The sequence below is a fragment of the Cytophagales bacterium genome (assembly GCA_033344775.1).
Lineage (GTDB): Bacteria > Bacteroidota > Bacteroidia > Cytophagales > Cyclobacteriaceae > JAWPMT01.
In genome coordinates, this window is sequence record JAWPMT010000002.1 from 75,798 (window position 1) to 92,735 (window position 16,938).

The following is a 16,938-nucleotide window of genomic DNA, read 5'->3' on the forward strand; positions in this document are numbered from 1 at the left end:
GTATTGAAAGTTGGTATGCTCTAATTTTGAACTTTGAAAAAAGCGGTTGACAGCAAAATTCAACTACAATTTTATCATATTCGCATCTTAAAAGCAAGAATAGTAATACAACGGATTGAATATCAATAGGTTACATGGATTCCAAGCAGATCAGAGCAAAGTTTAAGTCATTTTTTGAAGAGAAATCGCACAAAATTGTGCCTTCAGCCCCCATTGTAGTAAAGGACGATCCGACATTGATGTTCACCAATGCCGGAATGAATCAGTTCAAAGATTACTTCCTTGGCAATAAAAAAGCAGAATTCAAGAGAGTAGCAGATACTCAGAAATGCTTACGAGTTTCTGGAAAACATAATGACCTGGAAGAAGTAGGTTTTGATACCTACCACCACACCATGTTCGAAATGTTGGGCAACTGGTCATTTGGGGATTATTTCAAAGCAGAGGCCATAGCCTGGGCCTGGGAATTGCTGACTGAGGAATTTGAATTACCAAAAGATAGACTCTATGCCACGGTTTTTGAGGGCAGTAAAGAAGACAACCTTGCTACCGATGAGGAAGCATTAAAGCTTTGGAAGAATATTTTACCCGAAGACAGGGTCTTGTTTGGGGACAAGAAAGATAATTTCTGGGAAATGGGCGATACTGGTCCATGTGGGCCATGTTCTGAACTTCATATTGACTTACGACCTCAAGAAGAGGTAGATAAGCTTTCAGGCCGTGAATTAGTAAATAAGGATCATCCCCAGGTGGTTGAAGTCTGGAACCTGGTTTTCATGCAATTCAATCGAATGAGTGATGGAAGCCTAATCGATTTGCCGGAACAGCATGTAGATACCGGAATGGGATTCGAGCGATTGGTCATGGCCATCCAGCAAAAGCAATCCAATTATGATACTGATGTATTCCAGCCAATCATTACAGAAGTAGCCAATTGGGCAGGGATCAAATATGGAGATGATGAGAAGAAAGACATTGCCCTCAGGGTAATTGCCGATCACATCCGAGCCATTTCTTTTACTATTGCTGACGGACAATTGCCAAGCAATGCCAAAGCAGGTTATGTGATCCGTAGAATTTTAAGAAGAGCTGTTCGATATGGATATACCTTCTTAGATTTTCAGGAACCATTCCTAAATAAGCTTGTACCAATGCTTGCGGAACAATTCTCAGACATTTTTCCGGAGTTGATCAATCAAAAGGAATTCGTCACGAAGGTGATTACAGAAGAAGAGATTGCTTTCTTAAGAACCCTGGACAAAGGCCTAAAACGATTGGATGAATTCAAGAATACCGGAAATAAGGTCATTGATGGAGCCACCTCTTTTGAATTGTATGATACCTATGGTTTTCCGTATGACCTTACTGCCCTGATTGCAGGAGAAAATGGCCTGGAGGTCAACAAGGAGGCGTTTGATGCCGAAATGGCCGTTCAAAAAGAGCGTTCCAAAAATGCTGCAAAACAAGAATCTGGTGATTGGATAGAGTTGCTGCCTGATTCGGAACATTCCAGTTTTCTTGCATATGAGCATCTTGAAGCTAAAGTGAGAATTGTGAAGTATCGAGAGGTCAAGCAAAAAAACAAATCTCTATTCCAAATTGTACTGGATCAAACCCCATTTTATGCCGAAAGCGGTGGCCAGGTGGGTGATACAGGTTTCCTGATTAATGGTGAGGACCGGGTAAAAGTTATTGATACGAAAAAAGAAAATGAGCTGATTGTTCATATACTTCCGAAGTTGCCTAAAGAAGTTGAAGCGGAATTTGATGCGAAGGTTGATGCTGAAAAGCGCATGCTGACTGAAAACAACCACTCTGCTACACATTTGATGCATGCCGCACTTCGTCAGGTATTAGGATCCCATGTTCAGCAACGAGGCTCTTTTGTAAATGAAAAGATCTTGCGATTTGACTTTTCTCACTTCTCCAAAATGACACCCGAAGAGATCAAAGAGACAGAACGAATCGTCAACCGAAAAGTACGGGAGAATGTCGCATTGGACGAGAAACGCAATGTGCCGATTGGACAAGCGAAGGAAATGGGGGCCACGGCATTGTTCGGGGAAAAATATGGAGATTTTGTGCGTGTAATCACTTTTGATGCTGACTATTCTGTGGAATTATGCGGAGGAACGCACGTGAAGCAAACAGGGCAAATAGGCGCTTTTAAGATCATTAGTGAAGGTTCGGTAGCAGCTGGTGTGCGTAGGATTGAAGCCATTTCAGCATTAGGAGCAGAGCAGCTGTTGGAGGAGCAATTCGATACGTTGAACACGATCAATGATTTGTTGAAAAGCCCCAAAGCCCCTGTAGAAGCAGTGACTGATTTGATGAATGAGCGACAAGCGCTCAAAAAGCAAATCGAGCAACTACAGTTGGAGAAAGTGGCGCAGGTAAAAGAAGCGCTAAAAGCACAGATCAAAGACCTGGGACAGGCCAGGCTATTGGTGGCCAAAACAGAATTGCCGGATTCTGATAGTCTAAAATCAATTGCCTTTCAGTTCAAAAAAGAGTTTCCCAATTTGATCCAATTAATTGGAGCAGAGATTGGCGGTAAACCTCAATTGACGGTAATGATTGATGAACCATTGCTGGAATCACTCGAATTGAATGCATCGCAATTGGTGCGAGAAATGGCCAAGAACATCAAAGGTGGAGGCGGTGGACAGCCTTTCTATGCTACGGCAGGAGGGAAGGATGTTTCAGGACTTGATAACGCCTTGAAACATGGAGAAAGTGTCGTGAAAGAGAAATTAAGTGAGTAAAAATGGATGAGTGATCAGGCCTATCAGGTGGTTGTCGGGCTGGAAATTCACGTTCAGCTCAAAACCAATTCCAAGATCTTTTCCGCAGATCCTGCTTCCTTTGGTGAGCTGCCCAATGAGAACATCGGAGTAGTAACGCTCGCGCATCCGGGAACACTTCCTAAGTTAAACCGGAAAGTCATTGAGTTTGCAGTGAAAATGGGATTGGCTTGTCACTCTGATATTAGTCAGAACCTTCTTTTCGATCGCAAGAACTATTTCTATCCCGATTTGCCGAAAGGCTATCAGCTAACGCAAGATAGATTACCCATTTGCAGGAGTGGCTTTATATCTGCTCGATTACAGGGTAATGAAACTAGGCAGGTAAAACTTATCAAAATTCACCTTGAAGAGGATGCGGGTAAATCTATGCACAATATTGGGTCTTTTACAGCTGTAGATTTCAATCGTGCAGGGATGCCTTTGATTGAAATAGTCACACAACCAGATATTTATGCGGAGGAAGAAGCGGTATCCGTACTGTCCGAAGTGCGCAGGATGATCCGTTTCCTGGGTATCAGTGATGGCGATATGGAGAAGGGGAGCATGCGATGTGATGTAAATATTTCTGTTCGCCCTGCAAAAAGCGACGTGCTGGGGAAGAAAGTCGAGATCAAAAATATGAACAGCATGCGTAATGTGGCTCATGCTATCACACATGAGAAGGCGAGACAGATCAAATTACTTGAAGCAGGTGCAGCCATCGTTTCGGAAACCCGGAATTTCAATGCTGATACTGGAACTACAGCAAGCATGCGGATGAAAGAGGAATTAAATGATTACCGTTATTTCCCGGAACCGGACCTGAGTTCAGCGGAGATAACTGATGAGGAATTAGCAGGATGGAAGTCGGAAATGCCAGATTTACCGCAGGATTTATTTGATCAGTTCACAACTACATATCATTTGCCGGCATATAATGCAGAGGTGTTGATCGAGGAACCAGGTTTAGCAGCCTATGCATATAATCTGTTTAAAGCGACGGATTTCAAGAAACAAGCCTCCAACTGGCTGATGGGGCCTGTAAAGTCATGGCTCAATGAACATAAAACCACCATCGATCAATTTCCTATCACAGTGGATCAATGGTGTGAAATGCTGGAATTGTTACAGACCAAACAATTAGGTCACACCAGTGCCGCTCAAAAGTTATTTCCATTCTTGTTGGAAAATCCACGGATGGGAGTTTTGGATGCCTGTAACACGTTAAATTTACTTCTGGAACAGAACGATTCTGAACTTCAGCCGGTTATTGATGAAATTCTGGCAGCTCATCCCGATAAGGTCAAAGCTTATCAAAATGGTAAAAAGGGACTTATAGGGATGTTCATGGGAGAATTAGTAAAGAAGACAAAAGGCAGGGTCGATGCTCAGGTGGCTAGCAAGATGTTGGAAGAATCGTTGAAACCATGATAAAATTGAAGATTAATAGATAGGATGAAAGCGATAAATCAATTTAGATCATTTGTTTGGTTCGTGCTTTTCAGTGCTGGAATAATGGCTTGTTCAGGCCCTTCCCGCGAAGGCATTAAAGTTTCGGGAACCATTAATCATCCGTTTACCGATGAGTTGGTCCTTGTAGAAAAACTGACTGGGGCAAGCATTGAAACTGTGGATACCATAGAATTCAAGAGCAATGGAAAATTTATTGCTTTTCTTAAAGTGAATGAGGCCGCCTTTTATCGATTGAATTTCTTCAATCGTCAATTTGTTAATTTGATCCTCACAGGAGCTGAAACAGAGATATCTATCGAAGTGGATGGCGATCGTCCAACCGGATTAGCGATAGTTGAAGGTTCAAGAGATACGGATTTGTTGCAGGCCATCAATGATGCGGAGGACAAACGCCGAAGTGATGAAAAATTATTGAATGATGAAGCTATTCAGGCAAGAATGAATGGTGATGGTAAGCTCTTTCAGGAGATTGTTCAGCAATATCAGCAAGTTGATGCCAAGAATCGAACGGCGCTAAAAGCTGAAATCTGGGAAGCAGCACCATCGTTGGCGGCCATTTTTGGGGTTAACTACCTGGACTTGGAAACAGACCTGGAATTCATCGATAGTCTTTCACAGAAGTTCAATGAAACATTGGCTGATCATCCCTTTACGATTAGTTTGAATGATCGATTGGCGACGATTAGGAAACTGGCTGTTGGAGCAGATGCACCGGATATTGCATTACCTTCCCCTGATGGTGATGTGGTGTCCCTAAGTTCGCTGAAAGGAAATTATGTCTTGATTGATTTTTGGGCGGCTTGGTGTCGACCTTGTCGTGCAGAGAACCCAAATGTTGTACGACTCTATAAAAAGTATCAGAACCAAAACTTTGAAATTCTGGGTGTCTCTCTAGACCGAACTAAGAAAGCGTGGGTGAAAGCCATCGAGGATGATGGACTGATCTGGAAGCACGTTTCTGATTTGAAATATTTTAATTCTCAGGCTGCTCAGACCTATCGCGTAGACGCGATTCCTGCCACTTATTTGATTGGCCCCGATGGTAAGATCCTGGCCAAAGGATTGCGTGGAGAGAGCCTCAAAGCCAAACTGGAAGAGATTTTCGGATAAGTACTATAATCCAAACCAGGTTTTCAGGGAATTCCAGAGCTTCGTTTTTTCCTCACGATTCCCATTGACTTCAGACAAGGGCCGGGCTCTTAGACTCATTTGTGTGGTTCTGGAGACGTTGTAGTATTCACTATCTACACCTGCTATCTCAAATGCGCCGAAGACGATGAGTTTATCATATGAAATGCTGGATTGAGGTTGTCCCACAATGTGATGAATTTGATTGGGTTTGATGTTCACCGCCTTTAAGATATTGTTCATCAATTCCTTCTCTTCATTACTCAAAGCATCTGATATCACAATGACAGGGTATTTCACTACTTCCTCTTTTTCCGCAGGCTCAGAGGCATGTTGAACAACAGGTTCCGGTTCAGGGCTTGTTACAGTTTCGACAACTGCTTCAGGCTGAGGGGAGGGTTCAAGCTTTTGAGGAGCTTTTTTTTGATCATCCGGTAACAGATAAAGCTCCTCCGTTAGAAAAAGTTTTAGATGTGCTTCTTCCATCAGGTTGGTTGGAAAAGTGATTTCAATTCGGTAGCGTCTTCAGGATTCATTCTTTCTGCCAGTACCAATCTAAGTTGCCGTCTTCTTAGCGCTCCATCATACAATTCCTTTTCCAGTTTGGTCTCAGGAACCACCTCAGGAACATCGATCGGTCTGCCTGACTGATCTACTGCGACAAAGGTGAAGAATGCCCGGTTGGATTCGATTTTTTTACCAGAAGGGATGTCTTCTGCTGTAACCTCAATGTACACTTCCATCGAAGAGTTGAATGCCCTGGTGACAAAAGCTTGCAATGAAACCACATTACCCAACTGGACCGGCTTTTTGAAGGAGATATTATCAACAGAAGCCGTAACAACAATGCGGTTGGAGTGCTTTTGAGCAGCAATGGCCGAAACCACGTCCATCCAGTGCATCAAACGACCTCCCATGAGGTTATTGAGGGTATTGGTATCATTGGGAAGGACAAGCTCCGTCATGATAACGTGCGAATCCTTACAGTTTTTCTTTTTCTTATTCATTCCATCCGTGTTGCCCCAGCAAAGGTACAAAGCTGAAGTTGGTATGTTCTTTCTTTCTTACCCGACGTTCGGCAGTTTTTTGTATTTCCAGCATCTTTTGTGTTTTGTTATTCCCAACTGGAATAATCAGCCTGCCACCAATTTTCAACTGTTCGATCAAAGCTGATGGTACCGAAGGAGCCCCCGCGGTAACGACAATACCATCATACGGTGCGGCGGCCGGTATGCCTTTGGACCCGTCTCCATAGTAGAAGTGAGGTTTGTAGCCAAGTTGAGGAAGGAAGTGACTGGTTTGCTTGAAAAGTACTTTATTGTACTCGATTGTATGTACTTCTGCACCCAATTCGACCAATACACATGCCTGATATCCGGAACCGGTACCTATTTCGAGGATTTTATTGCCTGGCCTTACTTGCAGTAATTGAGTCTGAAAAGCTACTGTATAAGGCTGAGAAATGGTCTGTCCCTGCCCGATTGGGAATGCCTTGTCTTCATACGCATGTTCCAGAAAAACATTCTCAAAAAAGAAATGACGGGGTATCTTTCCAATGGCCTGTAAGATTGGTAGTGAGGTGATCCCTTTTTGTTGCACTTCTTTTACCAACATCTTTCGCATGCCGCGATGGCGATAGCTATCTTCTAGATTATCTTTGAGGTCCATTTCGGGCATAAAATTAGAATAAAAAGGGCCAATGTTTACGGGAATTATTGAGACACTGGGAACGGTACAGCAATTGAAAAAAGAAGGGACAAACATCCACTTCTATGTGACCTCCTCACTGACGAATGAACTTAAAGTAGATCAAAGTGTAAGCCACAATGGCGTTTGCCTTACAGTGACCGAATTGGATGATCAGGGTCATTGGGTAACTGCCATTGATGAAACCATACAGAAAACTAATCTCGGACAAGTAGAAGCAGGTCACCAGGTGAATATTGAGCGGTGCATGCCTGCTAATGGTCGCTTTGATGGTCATATTGTTCAGGGTCATGTAGATCAGACAGCCACCGTAACGGGCATCAAAGAAGAAGAGGGCAGCTGGTTGTTTGATTTCAGTTTTGAGCCGGGAGAAGAAGTCGTGGTGAATAAAGGAAGTATTTGTGTCAATGGGGTAAGTCTGACTTGCTTCAATGCTACCGAAGATTCTTTTCGTGTGGCGATCATTCCTTATACCTATGAACACACTACTTTTTCAGATCTGAAGGTTGGAGACAAGGTAAACCTTGAATTCGATGTGATTGGCAAATATGTCAGTCGGATGCTGGAAAAAAGAGAGTTACCGCTTTGAGGAGCTAAGTCGTCCTGAGTTTTTGTGGGAAGCAGACTTTCAACAGGTAGTAACTAATAGTAGCTGCCAGAAAACCGACTAAAGCCCCAACAATAACATCTCCGGGGAAGTGAACACCCAGATAAATTCTGGAAAAACCAACCAGAACTGCCCAGCCAAAAAGAGCGATACCAAATCTGTTACGTAAATAGAGCCAACACAGACTGGCCAATGCCATAGTATTGGCAGCGTGTGAAGAGGCAAAACCATATTTTCCGCCACACCTTGAAACGATATTAACCGTATCTGCTAACAAAGGGTCGCGGCAAGGCCTAAGTCGTTCAAAGAAAGGTTTCATGAAAGAGGAAGTGACCTGATCACTGATCGTTACGGCCAGAATGATAGGAACCAATACCCATAAAACCCGGTATTCATATTGTTCAGTGAGCTTGAATATGATCCATAGATACAGTGGAATCCAGATGACTTTGTCCGAAAGCAGGATCATTACTACATCAATGAAGGCTGATCCTGACCCATTGATCAGTGAGAATACTTGATAATCCCAATCGATGAGTGTTTCCATCAATCAGTCCAGTCGATATCTTTCTTCAACAGTGAAAGCGTTTTAGCTTCTGCGCTATTGGCTGCCGGTTGATGATCGTATTCCCATCGTGCTAATGGGGGCATACTCATCAAAATCGATTCTGTTCTTCCATCTGTGTCCAGACCAAATTTGGTACCCTTGTCATAAACCAGATTAAACTCAACATACCTGCCACGACGCAGCCGTTGCCACGATTCATGTTCCGGGCCATAGGGGAGGTCTTTATTTTTTGCGATCAATTGGGTGTAGACAGGAGCAAAAGTCTGTCCCACGGCCTTCACAAATTCCCAATAAGATGATTTGTCAGCTTCACTTTTTCCAGCCAGTCGGTCAAAGAAAATGCCACCAACACCGCGTGTTTCCTGTCGATGTTTGATGTAGAAGTAATCATCAGCCCATTTTTTAAACTTGGGATAGTAAGCTGTGTCAAATTGGTCACAAGTATTTTTCAATGCTCCGTGGAACATCTTTGCATCTTCTTCTACCACGTAGTGGGGCGTAAGGTCGATGCCTCCTCCAAACCAATGGGTACCGTTACTCATTTCGAAGTACCGGACGTTCATATGGATAATGGGGGCCATGGGGCTGACCGGGTGCATAACAATCGATACTCCGGTAGCGAAAAAATCCGCAGCTTCCAGATTAAGTGCGCTCAGGATTTTTTCAGGAGTAGGTCCATGAACCGCAGAGAAGTTCACGCCACCTTTTTCGATTGCATTTCCTTCGGTGAGTACCCTCGATCTTCCTCCACCACCGCCAGGCCGTTCCCATGCATCTTCATGGAATTTGCTTTTTCCGTCAGCTTGTTCCAGTGCCAAACAGATATCATCTTGAAGGCCTTTGAACCATTCCTGAATGGCTTGTTTATCTACCATAATACCTAAAAAGGGAATCCGATCCCGAAGTTTATTCTTGTCTTATTGCTTAAAAAGTCTTTATCCTCCTGTATTCGTCGGCCTTTGAGGCTGTTTGGTTCTTTGATCCGTTGCAGGGCACTGAAGAAATTGATGTCATCTAAGATGAACCGAGATCCCAGCGGCTGTGCTGGATCCACAACTTGTGTGGCTGCATCTATTCGGAAAATTAAATACCCAAAATCAATGCGGAGACCTATTCCAGCTCCAACTGCGATTTCGCTTAGAAATGAATTTGGAGAAAACTTGCCATCACTTTCATTATATGAATCAGAATCCAATGGGAGTAGGGGTGAACTTCGCAATTGCCAAATGTTTCCAGCATCGATAAAGAATGCCCAATTCAAAAAACCAGTAATTCTGCTTCTGTATTCCATACTGGATTCGATGATCAACTCGCCTCCTTGCTCTAAGGTGTAATTGACAGTACGGAGGCCTACATCCACATCGGGATCATTGTATACAGCAAAACTTCCAGGACCTAATCGTCGGGCAGGCCAGGCACGTATGCTGTTACTCCCAGCGATATAGAAATACTTTTCATAAGGCAAGGCCACCGTATCACTTCCTATGGGATTACCTACTCCGATATGAAGTCGTGTGGCGAGAATGGATCGCCGATTGATTACGTGACTATTTCGATAATCAAGTACGGCTTTTAAAAAGCGATATTGCGTTTGACCTAATTTTAGAAATTCTCTACTGATCGCAGTAGTCAGGTTGCCACCGGATTCTACAAACAATCGAAGAAAGGAAGAGTTTGAGATCTTATTGCCATAGTTGTTATTATTGATCACCGCTTCTGCCGAGGCCGTGCTCAGGAATGCGGATTGGAATGAGGCGGCATATGAACCATTTCCATTGACTTGTAACGTGTCTAAAAACGCCTGAAAGTCGGGTTCAAGGGTGGACTCGACAAAACCTACACTAAATGGTGTCAGTTTGTAGCTCAGACGTTCATTGACTTGCCAGCTATATCCCCAGGAGGCGTTAAAAATTTCACGTTCATATTCTGTGAAACGATCTTCGAAATTGTACTGAAAGGTTACAGAAGTGGCCGGATTGTAGCGGCTGATCCTGTTTTTGACACGTTCTGAAAGAAAAGGAACCTGGAAGCGTGGGAAGTGCAAGCTCAATCGACCTCCGTATTGCAAAAGCGTATAGTTCCGTTCCTCATTCGCAATGTTTCCGATGCCCTGCAGGGTCATGTTTCCATTGATCTCTAACAGTTCCAGTCCATTAAATGTATTTCTGTTTTTGAGCCCGATGGTGAAAAACGGACCAGGCAGTTGAGCGGTAGAGGACAAGCCAATTTCATTGGAAGTCTCGAACTTATTTAAAGGGCTGGTGAAAATATTAGAAATAAATTTCCCTCCGGTGGTATCAAAATTGATGTTGATGAATTTGAAGGCATCCAAATTTGCCAGTTGTCGCTGAGTTTCCAGGGCATCGGAATGACGGTATAGACTGTCTTTTTTGATGAAAATCCGACGACTCAGCAGGTCGCGGTTATATTTATTTGAACTGAACTGAAAAGAGATGTTCTTATGATGTGAATTGATTTTTCGATCGGGGATGTCGGGGTTGTTGTCCACAAAAACCACCGAATCGATGCGAAAGACTTTGTGTCCATTTTGATCATTGGGATTAGTAATGATCTGTCGCAGCAAAATACGTTTCTGCCCAAGGGTGATGGTGTCGATTTCGAAGTAGACGTATTGTCTGCCAAAATCGAAATAGCCATTGTCGCGTAATTCATCTACAATTTCATCTCTTTCCGAACTGAGCGTTTTCTGACTATAAGGAGTTCCTTTATTGATCCGGCTTTTTCTCGCACCCAGGACTTTCGCTAATTTTTCATCGGCAATTTGATATTCAATGGAATCGAATTGGTAGCGTGTTCCTTTAAGTAATACATATTCGTTTTCAATGTATTTTTCACGTTTGAGAGTCGTGTTGGTCCGAACTTCACTATCAAAGTATCCTTCCGTTTTTAGGTAGTTGGCTAGACTTTCTACGGAGATATTTACTAAAGTACTGTCATAAACAGCCAGGGGTTTACCCTGTCGCATGCGCCAGTTGCCTTCCTCGATTTTTCGGATCAACTGTCCCGTTTTCTTTTCGCGGGTACTGATCAGTCTGGCTTTCTTCCTTTGCCTTCTTGCCTTATCAATTTTCTGGTCGAAACGCTTTCGGATCTTTTGTATTTTAGCTTGATAAGAGGCTGTGTCGTGGTTTTTCTGACCCCATTCGAATAAATAGGCTTCGGTGGAGATAGGTAGACCTAACAGACGGGCATTTGGTTCAAGATTGATAAGTGATTGGACATCATCCTGATTCAACCGACTGGTGCCTTTTATTTTCTGCTTTGTAAGCAATCGCTCATCCTGCTCCAGATATCTGGTGCCAAGGCAAGAACTTGCCAGGAAGGCTAACAAAATAAATAAATTTGCCGGGCTTAATCTCCTCAAACTATGGTCACTAAAAGCAGCTTAAAATTCATCAAATCACTGAAATTAAAAAAATATCGTCAGCAGGAAAAGTACTATGTCATTGAGGGTAGGAAAGGAATAGAGGAAGCGTTGAAGTCGGGACTTCCCATTGAACAGGTGATTGGTACGGAATCCTTCGGGATCTGGCTTGAGAAAAATGCCTTGCTGACTGATGTTTCTTTTGAATCAGTAAACCAGCGAACGTTGGAAGGCATAAGTTCTTTTCAGTCAAATAATACAGGAGTGGCGGTGGCGCCCATCATTGATCATGAATTACAAGAAGAGGGACCAAGGATCATTCTGGATGGAGTCAGGGATCCTGGTAATTTAGGAACGATTATTCGGAGCATGGATTGGTTTGGTTTCAAAACCCTGATCTGTTCTCCTGATTGTGCTGATTGTTATAATCCTAAAACATTGGCGGCCACCATGGGTTCTTTTACACGACTGGTACCACATTATATGAATCTGGAATCCTACCTTTCAGATCGGCCGGAACTGCCCGTGTATGGCATGTTGTTGGGAGGAAAGCCTATGGAAGGCATGCCGCTACCAGAAGAGGCAGCTTATCTGCTAGGCAGCGAATCCCATGGCATACGTGAACCTCTACTTCCTTTTGTCAAAAATAAAATAGCCATCACCCAATTCGGCGGAGCAGAGTCCCTTAATGTGGCAATGGCTACTACGATTCTTTTATATGCGATGCGTGCTACGCCTGTTTGAAGGCCAGGTATTGTTTGATCAGGCCTGAAGTAGAACTGTCGTGTTTGGAATCCTCACCGTGAATGTCTTTCAAAATGGCTCCGGCCAGTTGCTTGCCTAATTCGACACCCCATTGGTCAAAGCTGAAAATATTCCAAATGATCCCTTGGACGAAAATTTTGTGTTCGTACAATGCGATCAAAGACCCTAAAGCCCTTGGAGTGAGCTTCTTCATCAAGATGCTTGTCGTGGGCTTATTTCCTTCGAAAACTTTGAAAGGCAGAATCTTTTCGATTTCTTCAGCGGACATGCCTTTGCCTTCCAATTCTGCGCGAACTTCGGTTTCACTCTTCCCGATCATCAATGCTTCAGTCTGTGCGATGAAGTTGGCAATCAACTTATCCTGATGATCAACCAGTTCGTGTGGTGGTTGTGCGGCTGCGATGAAATCACAGGGGATCAATTTGGTTCCTTGATGGATCAACTGATAGAAGGCGTGTTGACCGTTGGTGCCAGGCTCTCCCCAGATGATAGGACCACTCTGATGTTTAATAGGAAGTCCGTTCCGGTCAATACCCTTACCATTACTTTCCATATCCCCCTGCTGTAAGTAGCGGCTGAAGTGGCTCAGTAAGTGATCATAGGGTAGGATGGCCTGTGTTTCGGCCCCAAAGAAATTGTTGTACCAAACTCCAAGCATGGCCATGAAGGTTGGGATATTCGCGGCAACGTCATCATTTTCCAGGAAATGATTGTCCATGGCCTCGGCACCTTTCAATAAGTCTTCGAAGTGATCATACCCAACCGCACAGGCAATACTCAATCCAATGGCTGACCACAAGGAATAACGACCACCGACCCAGTTCCAGAACTCAAACATGTTCTGGGTGTCGATCCCGAATTCAGCAACTTTCTCGGCATTGGTAGATACCGCCACAAAGTGCTTGCTGACATGCGACATGTCGCCCGCTGTTTTCAGGAACCAGTCCCGTGCAGACGTGGCATTGGTCATTGTTTCCTGAGTTGTGAAGGTCTTTGAAGCAATGATGAACAGCGTCGTTTCCGGATTCAGGTCATTGACTTTTTCCAGTAAGTCGGATGCATCTACATTAGAAACAAAATGGGCATTGATACCCGCTACCTGGTAAGGCTTAAGCGCCTTGGTCACCATAAAAGGACCTAAGTCCGATCCACCTATACCAATATTGACGATATCGGTGATTTTTTTACCATTATATCCCTTCCATGCACCTCCGTGTAATTGTTCGGTGAAAGTTTTGATCTGTTGGAGAACGTCCTTCACCTTCGGGATTACATCTGCTCCGTCAACTTCGATGCTGCCACCTGAAATTTTTCGTAGTGCGACATGTAATACAGCGCGTCCCTCGGTTTGATTGATAGGTTCGCCCGCAAACATGGCTTTTTTGGCTGCTACCAATCCGGTTTCTTTAGCCAGCTGCTCAAAAAGATCCAATGTCTCTTTTGTGATGAAATGCTTGGAGAAATCGAAGAGGAAATCCTCGAATTGGAAATTCAATGTATCAAAACGACTAGCGTCTTCTTCGAAGAACGCACTTAGTCGTTTATTTTTTATGGTGTCATAGTGAGATGATAGCGCCTTCCAGGCGGCTTTCTCTCCGGGATTAATACGTGGAAGCATGGTAGTCGATTGCCAGAATTAGCGGCAAATTAAACTTATAACCTGACGAATAAGTAGTACGTGTAGGCCAAAAATCCGAGAAGATATAAGATTCCTTCTGCTCGGTCCAGTTTGTACTTGTTGAAAGTGAACATGAAAACGAACAGCAGCAAGGTTCCAATCATGACCAGAGAAAGATCAATATTCAGTTCTGGTGAATAATTTAATGGACTGTGAATGATGGAAGTCATTCCGAGCACCAATAACAAGTTGAAGATATTAGAACCAACAATGTTTCCTACAGCCAAATCCGATTTCTTGTGGAATGCCGCAACTGCTGAAGTGGCCAATTCCGGAAGTGAAGTGCCCGCTGCTAAAATGGTCAACCCGATTAACTTCTTACTTACGTGGTAATATTCTGCGATCTCAACGGCATTGTCAACAATCATACGTCCGCCAAAGACAAGACCTGCAATTCCCAAAACAATCATGATGGTCGTTTTTACACTACCGAACATGACGATCTCTTCATCATCTTCAGAATCAGGATTGCGTTGTAAGTTCAGGAAGATGTAAACCAGAAATCCGATGAACATACCTATCAATACAACTCCATCATAAAGGCCGAGAGAACTCGTATCTCTTTCGAAAAAGAGCTGATCATTGACCAGAATGAAGAACATGACAGTGGCAATTAAGCTGTAAGGAATTTCTTTCCACAGCGCATTTTTCTGAACCGTCAACGGGTAGATCACACTGGATACCCCGAGAATCAGAAAGATATTGAAGATATTGGAACCAATGATGTTTCCGAAAACCAGGTCATGGTTCTCAGTTCCACCTGATATGATGTTAACTACAAGTTCAGGGGCAGAGGTGCCCATCGCTACCACGGTCAGTCCGATGGCAATGTCAGATATATTAAAGCGCTTAGCAAGACTGGATGCACCGTTTACAAGAAAATCGGCTCCTTTTATGAGGAGGACAAATCCTACAGCTACCAGTAGTAAATTAACAAAGATCCCCAAGGCGAATCGGTTAGTGTTAGCGATTAATGTAATTCAGCGAATTTACAGATTTTGAAATATAATTATTTCCAGAATATGTTTTCAAAATCCTCGCAAATTAAACATTCTGTTGTCTAATTTCCATGAGAAAGAATGGATTTTTCAGTTATCCAGTGCTTCCGTCATGTTTCCAATGACTTCTTTTAGTTCCTCAATAGAAGAAAAATAGTCTTCTAATCCGCTAATTCCCTCTTTATTGACAGAAAAATAGAATTTGATTTTTGGTTCAGTTCCAGAGGGCCTCACTGAAATTTTTCCACCATTTTCCGTGATAAATTGCAAAACATTGGATTTTGGGAAGTTCATCGTCGCTTCATTTCCGGTAGCCAGTTCTTTACTGATGCCAGTGCTGTAGTCTTTCAATACCGTCACTTTTTGGCCACCCAGTGAAGCCGGAGGGTTGCTTCGGAAGGTTTCCATCATGCTTTTGATTTCTTCCGCACCGGATTTTCCTTTCTTAGTGACCGATTTGAGCGATTCTACATACAACCCGTAAGTTTTGGCTATGTCGACTAACAGGTCAAACAAGGACTTACCCTCACTTTTGGCCCAGGCCGTCATCTCCGCAATCATGGCACAACTCGCTATGGCATCTTTATCTCGCACCTCGTCGCCGATGAGATATCCATAGCTTTCTTCGCCACCTCCAATGAATTTTTCTTTGCCTTCCAATTCACGGATCAATGCCGCGATGTATTTGAAACCGGTGAGGGTTTCGTAAGATCCTACCCCAAAACTATCGGCAATCTTCACGATTAAGTCCGTGGTAACAATGGTCTTTACGACATACTGTTTTCCATCGATCTTACCATTATCTTTCCACTTTCGCAATAGGTAGTAAATCAGTAAAGAACCTGTCTGATTACCATTGAGCAGTTGGAAATCACCTTCATTGTTTTTGACCGCTATTCCAACCCTATCAGAATCCGGGTCTGTGGCCATTACAAGGTCGGCATCTAATTCCTTGGCTTGTGTCAATGCAATTGAAAGCGCTTCAGCCTCTTCCGGGTTAGGGTAGACCACTGTCGGGAAGTTTCCGTCGGCCTCCGCTTGTTCTTGAACGACATGGACATTTTCAAATCCCAGCTTTTCCAAAATAGGTGGGACCAGGGTAATGCCCGTTCCGTGGATAGAAGAAAACACAATCTTGAGGTCCTTGTTGGATGCGATGGCCTCAGGAGATAATGACAAGCCGGCGATCATCTCCAAATAATCATCATCAATTTCTTTCCCAATGGATTTGATCAATTCGGATTTAGGCTCAAAGATCACATCGTCGATAGAGGTAATTGCTCCAACTTCATCAATCACATTTTTATCGTGCGGAGGAATGATCTGTGCCCCATCTTCCCAATAGGCTTTGTAGCCATTGTATTCTTTCGGGTTGTGTGAGGCCGTAACTACCACACCACTCTTACAACCCAGTTTACGGATTGCATAAGACAATTGAGGAGTAGGTCTAAGTTCCTCAAAGAGAAATACCTCAATGTCATTTCCTGAAAATATTTCGGCGGTTGTTTCTGCGAAGAATCTACTATTGTTTCGGCTATCGTGTGCAATCGCTACTTTGATTGGCTCGTTCTGAAAGGTCTTTTTTAAGTAGTTGGCAAGGCCCTGAGTGGCCATTCCGATCGTGTATTTATTCATGCGGTTGCTGCCGACTCCCATGATGCCACGCAGACCACCCGTTCCAAACTCAAGGTCTTTATAAAAGCACTCTGTTAATAAAGAGTCGTCAGAAGCGGAGATCATTTCCTCGATGGTTGATTTCGTTTGCGCGTCAACCTTTTCACTTTTCAACCATTTATCGGCTTTTTCAACTAGATTCATCGAATTTTAATTATGAATTTATCAG

Annotated in this window: 14 protein-coding genes; 5 read left to right on the plus strand and 9 right to left on the minus strand. The window is 43.4% G+C overall.

Annotation, left to right across the window (positions count from 1 at the left end; translation table 11 throughout):
* Positions 1 to 134: 134 nt before the first annotated feature.
* Genes alaS through R8G66_05035 form a run of 3 tightly spaced genes read left to right on the plus strand, consistent with a single transcriptional unit; the run spans position 135 to position 5,369 of the window.
* Positions 135 to 2,765: an alanine--tRNA ligase gene (gene alaS, locus R8G66_05025; protein ID MDW3191700.1), complete on the plus strand. Its 2,631-nt coding sequence runs from the start codon at positions 135 to 137 to the stop codon at positions 2,763 to 2,765.
* Between the two features lie 6 nt (positions 2,766 to 2,771).
* The gene (gene gatB, locus R8G66_05030) at positions 2,772 to 4,217 is read left to right on the plus strand and encodes an Asp-tRNA(Asn)/Glu-tRNA(Gln) amidotransferase subunit GatB (protein MDW3191701.1); all 1,446 of its coding nucleotides are present in this window, start codon (positions 2,772 to 2,774) and stop codon (positions 4,215 to 4,217) included.
* Between the two features lie 24 nt (positions 4,218 to 4,241).
* The gene (locus tag R8G66_05035) at positions 4,242 to 5,369 is read left to right on the plus strand and encodes a TlpA disulfide reductase family protein (protein MDW3191702.1); all 1,128 of its coding nucleotides are present in this window, start codon (positions 4,242 to 4,244) and stop codon (positions 5,367 to 5,369) included.
* Between the two features lie 3 nt (positions 5,370 to 5,372).
* On the opposite strand, the gene R8G66_05040 is transcribed toward R8G66_05035, so the two are convergent.
* Genes R8G66_05040 through R8G66_05050 form a run of 3 tightly spaced genes read right to left on the minus strand, consistent with a single transcriptional unit; the run spans position 5,373 to position 7,055 of the window.
* Positions 5,373 to 5,873, minus strand: a complete 501-nt coding sequence (locus R8G66_05040; GenBank protein ID MDW3191703.1) for a DNA polymerase III subunit psi — start codon at positions 5,871 to 5,873, stop codon at positions 5,373 to 5,375.
* Positions 5,873 to 6,394 (minus strand): acyl-CoA thioesterase, encoded by a 522-nt coding sequence (locus tag R8G66_05045; GenBank protein ID MDW3191704.1) that lies wholly within the window; start codon positions 6,392 to 6,394, stop codon positions 5,873 to 5,875. The genes R8G66_05040 and R8G66_05045 overlap by 1 nt, the downstream gene beginning before the upstream one ends.
* Positions 6,387 to 7,055, minus strand: a complete 669-nt coding sequence (locus tag R8G66_05050) for a protein-L-isoaspartate(D-aspartate) O-methyltransferase (protein MDW3191705.1) — start codon at positions 7,053 to 7,055, stop codon at positions 6,387 to 6,389. Before R8G66_05050 ends, R8G66_05045 begins: the two co-directional genes overlap by 8 nt.
* Positions 7,056 to 7,086: 31 nt before the next feature.
* Between R8G66_05050 and R8G66_05055 the strand changes: the two genes are divergently transcribed.
* Positions 7,087 to 7,683, plus strand: coding sequence for a riboflavin synthase (locus tag R8G66_05055; GenBank protein MDW3191706.1), 597 nt, complete (start codon positions 7,087 to 7,089; stop codon positions 7,681 to 7,683).
* A 4-nt stretch (positions 7,684 to 7,687) separates the two neighbouring features.
* Here R8G66_05055 and R8G66_05060 read toward each other — a convergent pair whose 3' ends face one another.
* From R8G66_05060 to R8G66_05070, 3 genes are read right to left on the minus strand one after another with little or no spacing between them, the layout of a single operon-like run.
* Entirely contained in the window at positions 7,688 to 8,248 is a 561-nt protein-coding gene (locus tag R8G66_05060; GenBank protein ID MDW3191707.1) for a phosphatase PAP2 family protein, read from the minus strand.
* A complete protein-coding gene (gene hemF / locus R8G66_05065) occupies positions 8,248 to 9,144 on the minus strand; it encodes an oxygen-dependent coproporphyrinogen oxidase (protein ID MDW3191708.1) in 897 nt (298 codons plus the stop codon). Before hemF ends, R8G66_05060 begins: the two co-directional genes overlap by 1 nt.
* Before the next feature lie 5 nt (positions 9,145 to 9,149).
* The gene (locus R8G66_05070; protein ID MDW3191709.1) at positions 9,150 to 11,621 is read right to left on the minus strand and encodes a BamA/TamA family outer membrane protein; all 2,472 of its coding nucleotides are present in this window, start codon (positions 11,619 to 11,621) and stop codon (positions 9,150 to 9,152) included.
* Positions 11,622 to 11,657: 36 nt separating this feature from the next.
* Between R8G66_05070 and R8G66_05075 the strand changes: the two genes are divergently transcribed.
* A complete protein-coding gene (locus R8G66_05075; GenBank protein ID MDW3191710.1) occupies positions 11,658 to 12,398 on the plus strand; it encodes an RNA methyltransferase in 741 nt (246 codons plus the stop codon).
* Here R8G66_05075 and pgi read toward each other — a convergent pair.
* From pgi to R8G66_05090, 3 genes are all read right to left on the minus strand, one after another.
* Positions 12,385 to 14,037, minus strand: a complete 1,653-nt coding sequence (pgi, locus tag R8G66_05080; GenBank protein ID MDW3191711.1) for a glucose-6-phosphate isomerase — start codon at positions 14,035 to 14,037, stop codon at positions 12,385 to 12,387. The two genes, R8G66_05075 and pgi, sit on opposite strands and share 14 nt — an antisense overlap.
* 35 nt (positions 14,038 to 14,072) lie before the next feature.
* On the minus strand, positions 14,073 to 15,044 hold the full coding sequence (locus R8G66_05085) for a calcium/sodium antiporter (protein MDW3191712.1): 972 nt from the start codon (positions 15,042 to 15,044) through the stop codon (positions 14,073 to 14,075).
* 141 nt (positions 15,045 to 15,185) lie between these two features.
* Positions 15,186 to 16,913, minus strand: coding sequence for a phospho-sugar mutase (locus R8G66_05090; protein MDW3191713.1), 1,728 nt, complete (start codon positions 16,911 to 16,913; stop codon positions 15,186 to 15,188).
* Positions 16,914 to 16,938 lie beyond the last annotated feature (25 nt).

What these genes read in the sequence shown, in the direction of transcription:
- R8G66_05075 (MDW3191710.1), top strand. Translation starts at nt 11,658, where the DNA reads ATGGTCACTAAAAGCAGCTTAAAATTCATCAAATCACTGAAATTAAAA.
- R8G66_05060 (MDW3191707.1), bottom strand. Translation starts at nt 8,248, where the DNA reads ATGGAAACACTCATCGATTGGGATTATCAAGTATTCTCACTGATCAAT.
- pgi (MDW3191711.1), bottom strand. Translation starts at nt 14,037, where the DNA reads ATGCTTCCACGTATTAATCCCGGAGAGAAAGCCGCCTGGAAGGCGCTA.
- R8G66_05055 (MDW3191706.1), top strand. Translation starts at nt 7,087, where the DNA reads ATGTTTACGGGAATTATTGAGACACTGGGAACGGTACAGCAATTGAAA.
- gatB (MDW3191701.1), top strand. Translation starts at nt 2,772, where the DNA reads ATGAGTGATCAGGCCTATCAGGTGGTTGTCGGGCTGGAAATTCACGTT.
- hemF (MDW3191708.1), bottom strand. Translation starts at nt 9,144, where the DNA reads ATGGTAGATAAACAAGCCATTCAGGAATGGTTCAAAGGCCTTCAAGAT.
- R8G66_05035 (MDW3191702.1), top strand. Translation starts at nt 4,242, where the DNA reads ATGAAAGCGATAAATCAATTTAGATCATTTGTTTGGTTCGTGCTTTTC.
- R8G66_05050 (MDW3191705.1), bottom strand. Translation starts at nt 7,055, where the DNA reads ATGGACCTCAAAGATAATCTAGAAGATAGCTATCGCCATCGCGGCATG.
- alaS (MDW3191700.1), top strand. Translation starts at nt 135, where the DNA reads ATGGATTCCAAGCAGATCAGAGCAAAGTTTAAGTCATTTTTTGAAGAG.
- R8G66_05040 (MDW3191703.1), bottom strand. Translation starts at nt 5,873, where the DNA reads ATGGAAGAAGCACATCTAAAACTTTTTCTAACGGAGGAGCTTTATCTG.
- R8G66_05090 (MDW3191713.1), bottom strand. Translation starts at nt 16,913, where the DNA reads ATGAATCTAGTTGAAAAAGCCGATAAATGGTTGAAAAGTGAAAAGGTT.
- R8G66_05045 (MDW3191704.1), bottom strand. Translation starts at nt 6,394, where the DNA reads ATGAATAAGAAAAAGAAAAACTGTAAGGATTCGCACGTTATCATGACG.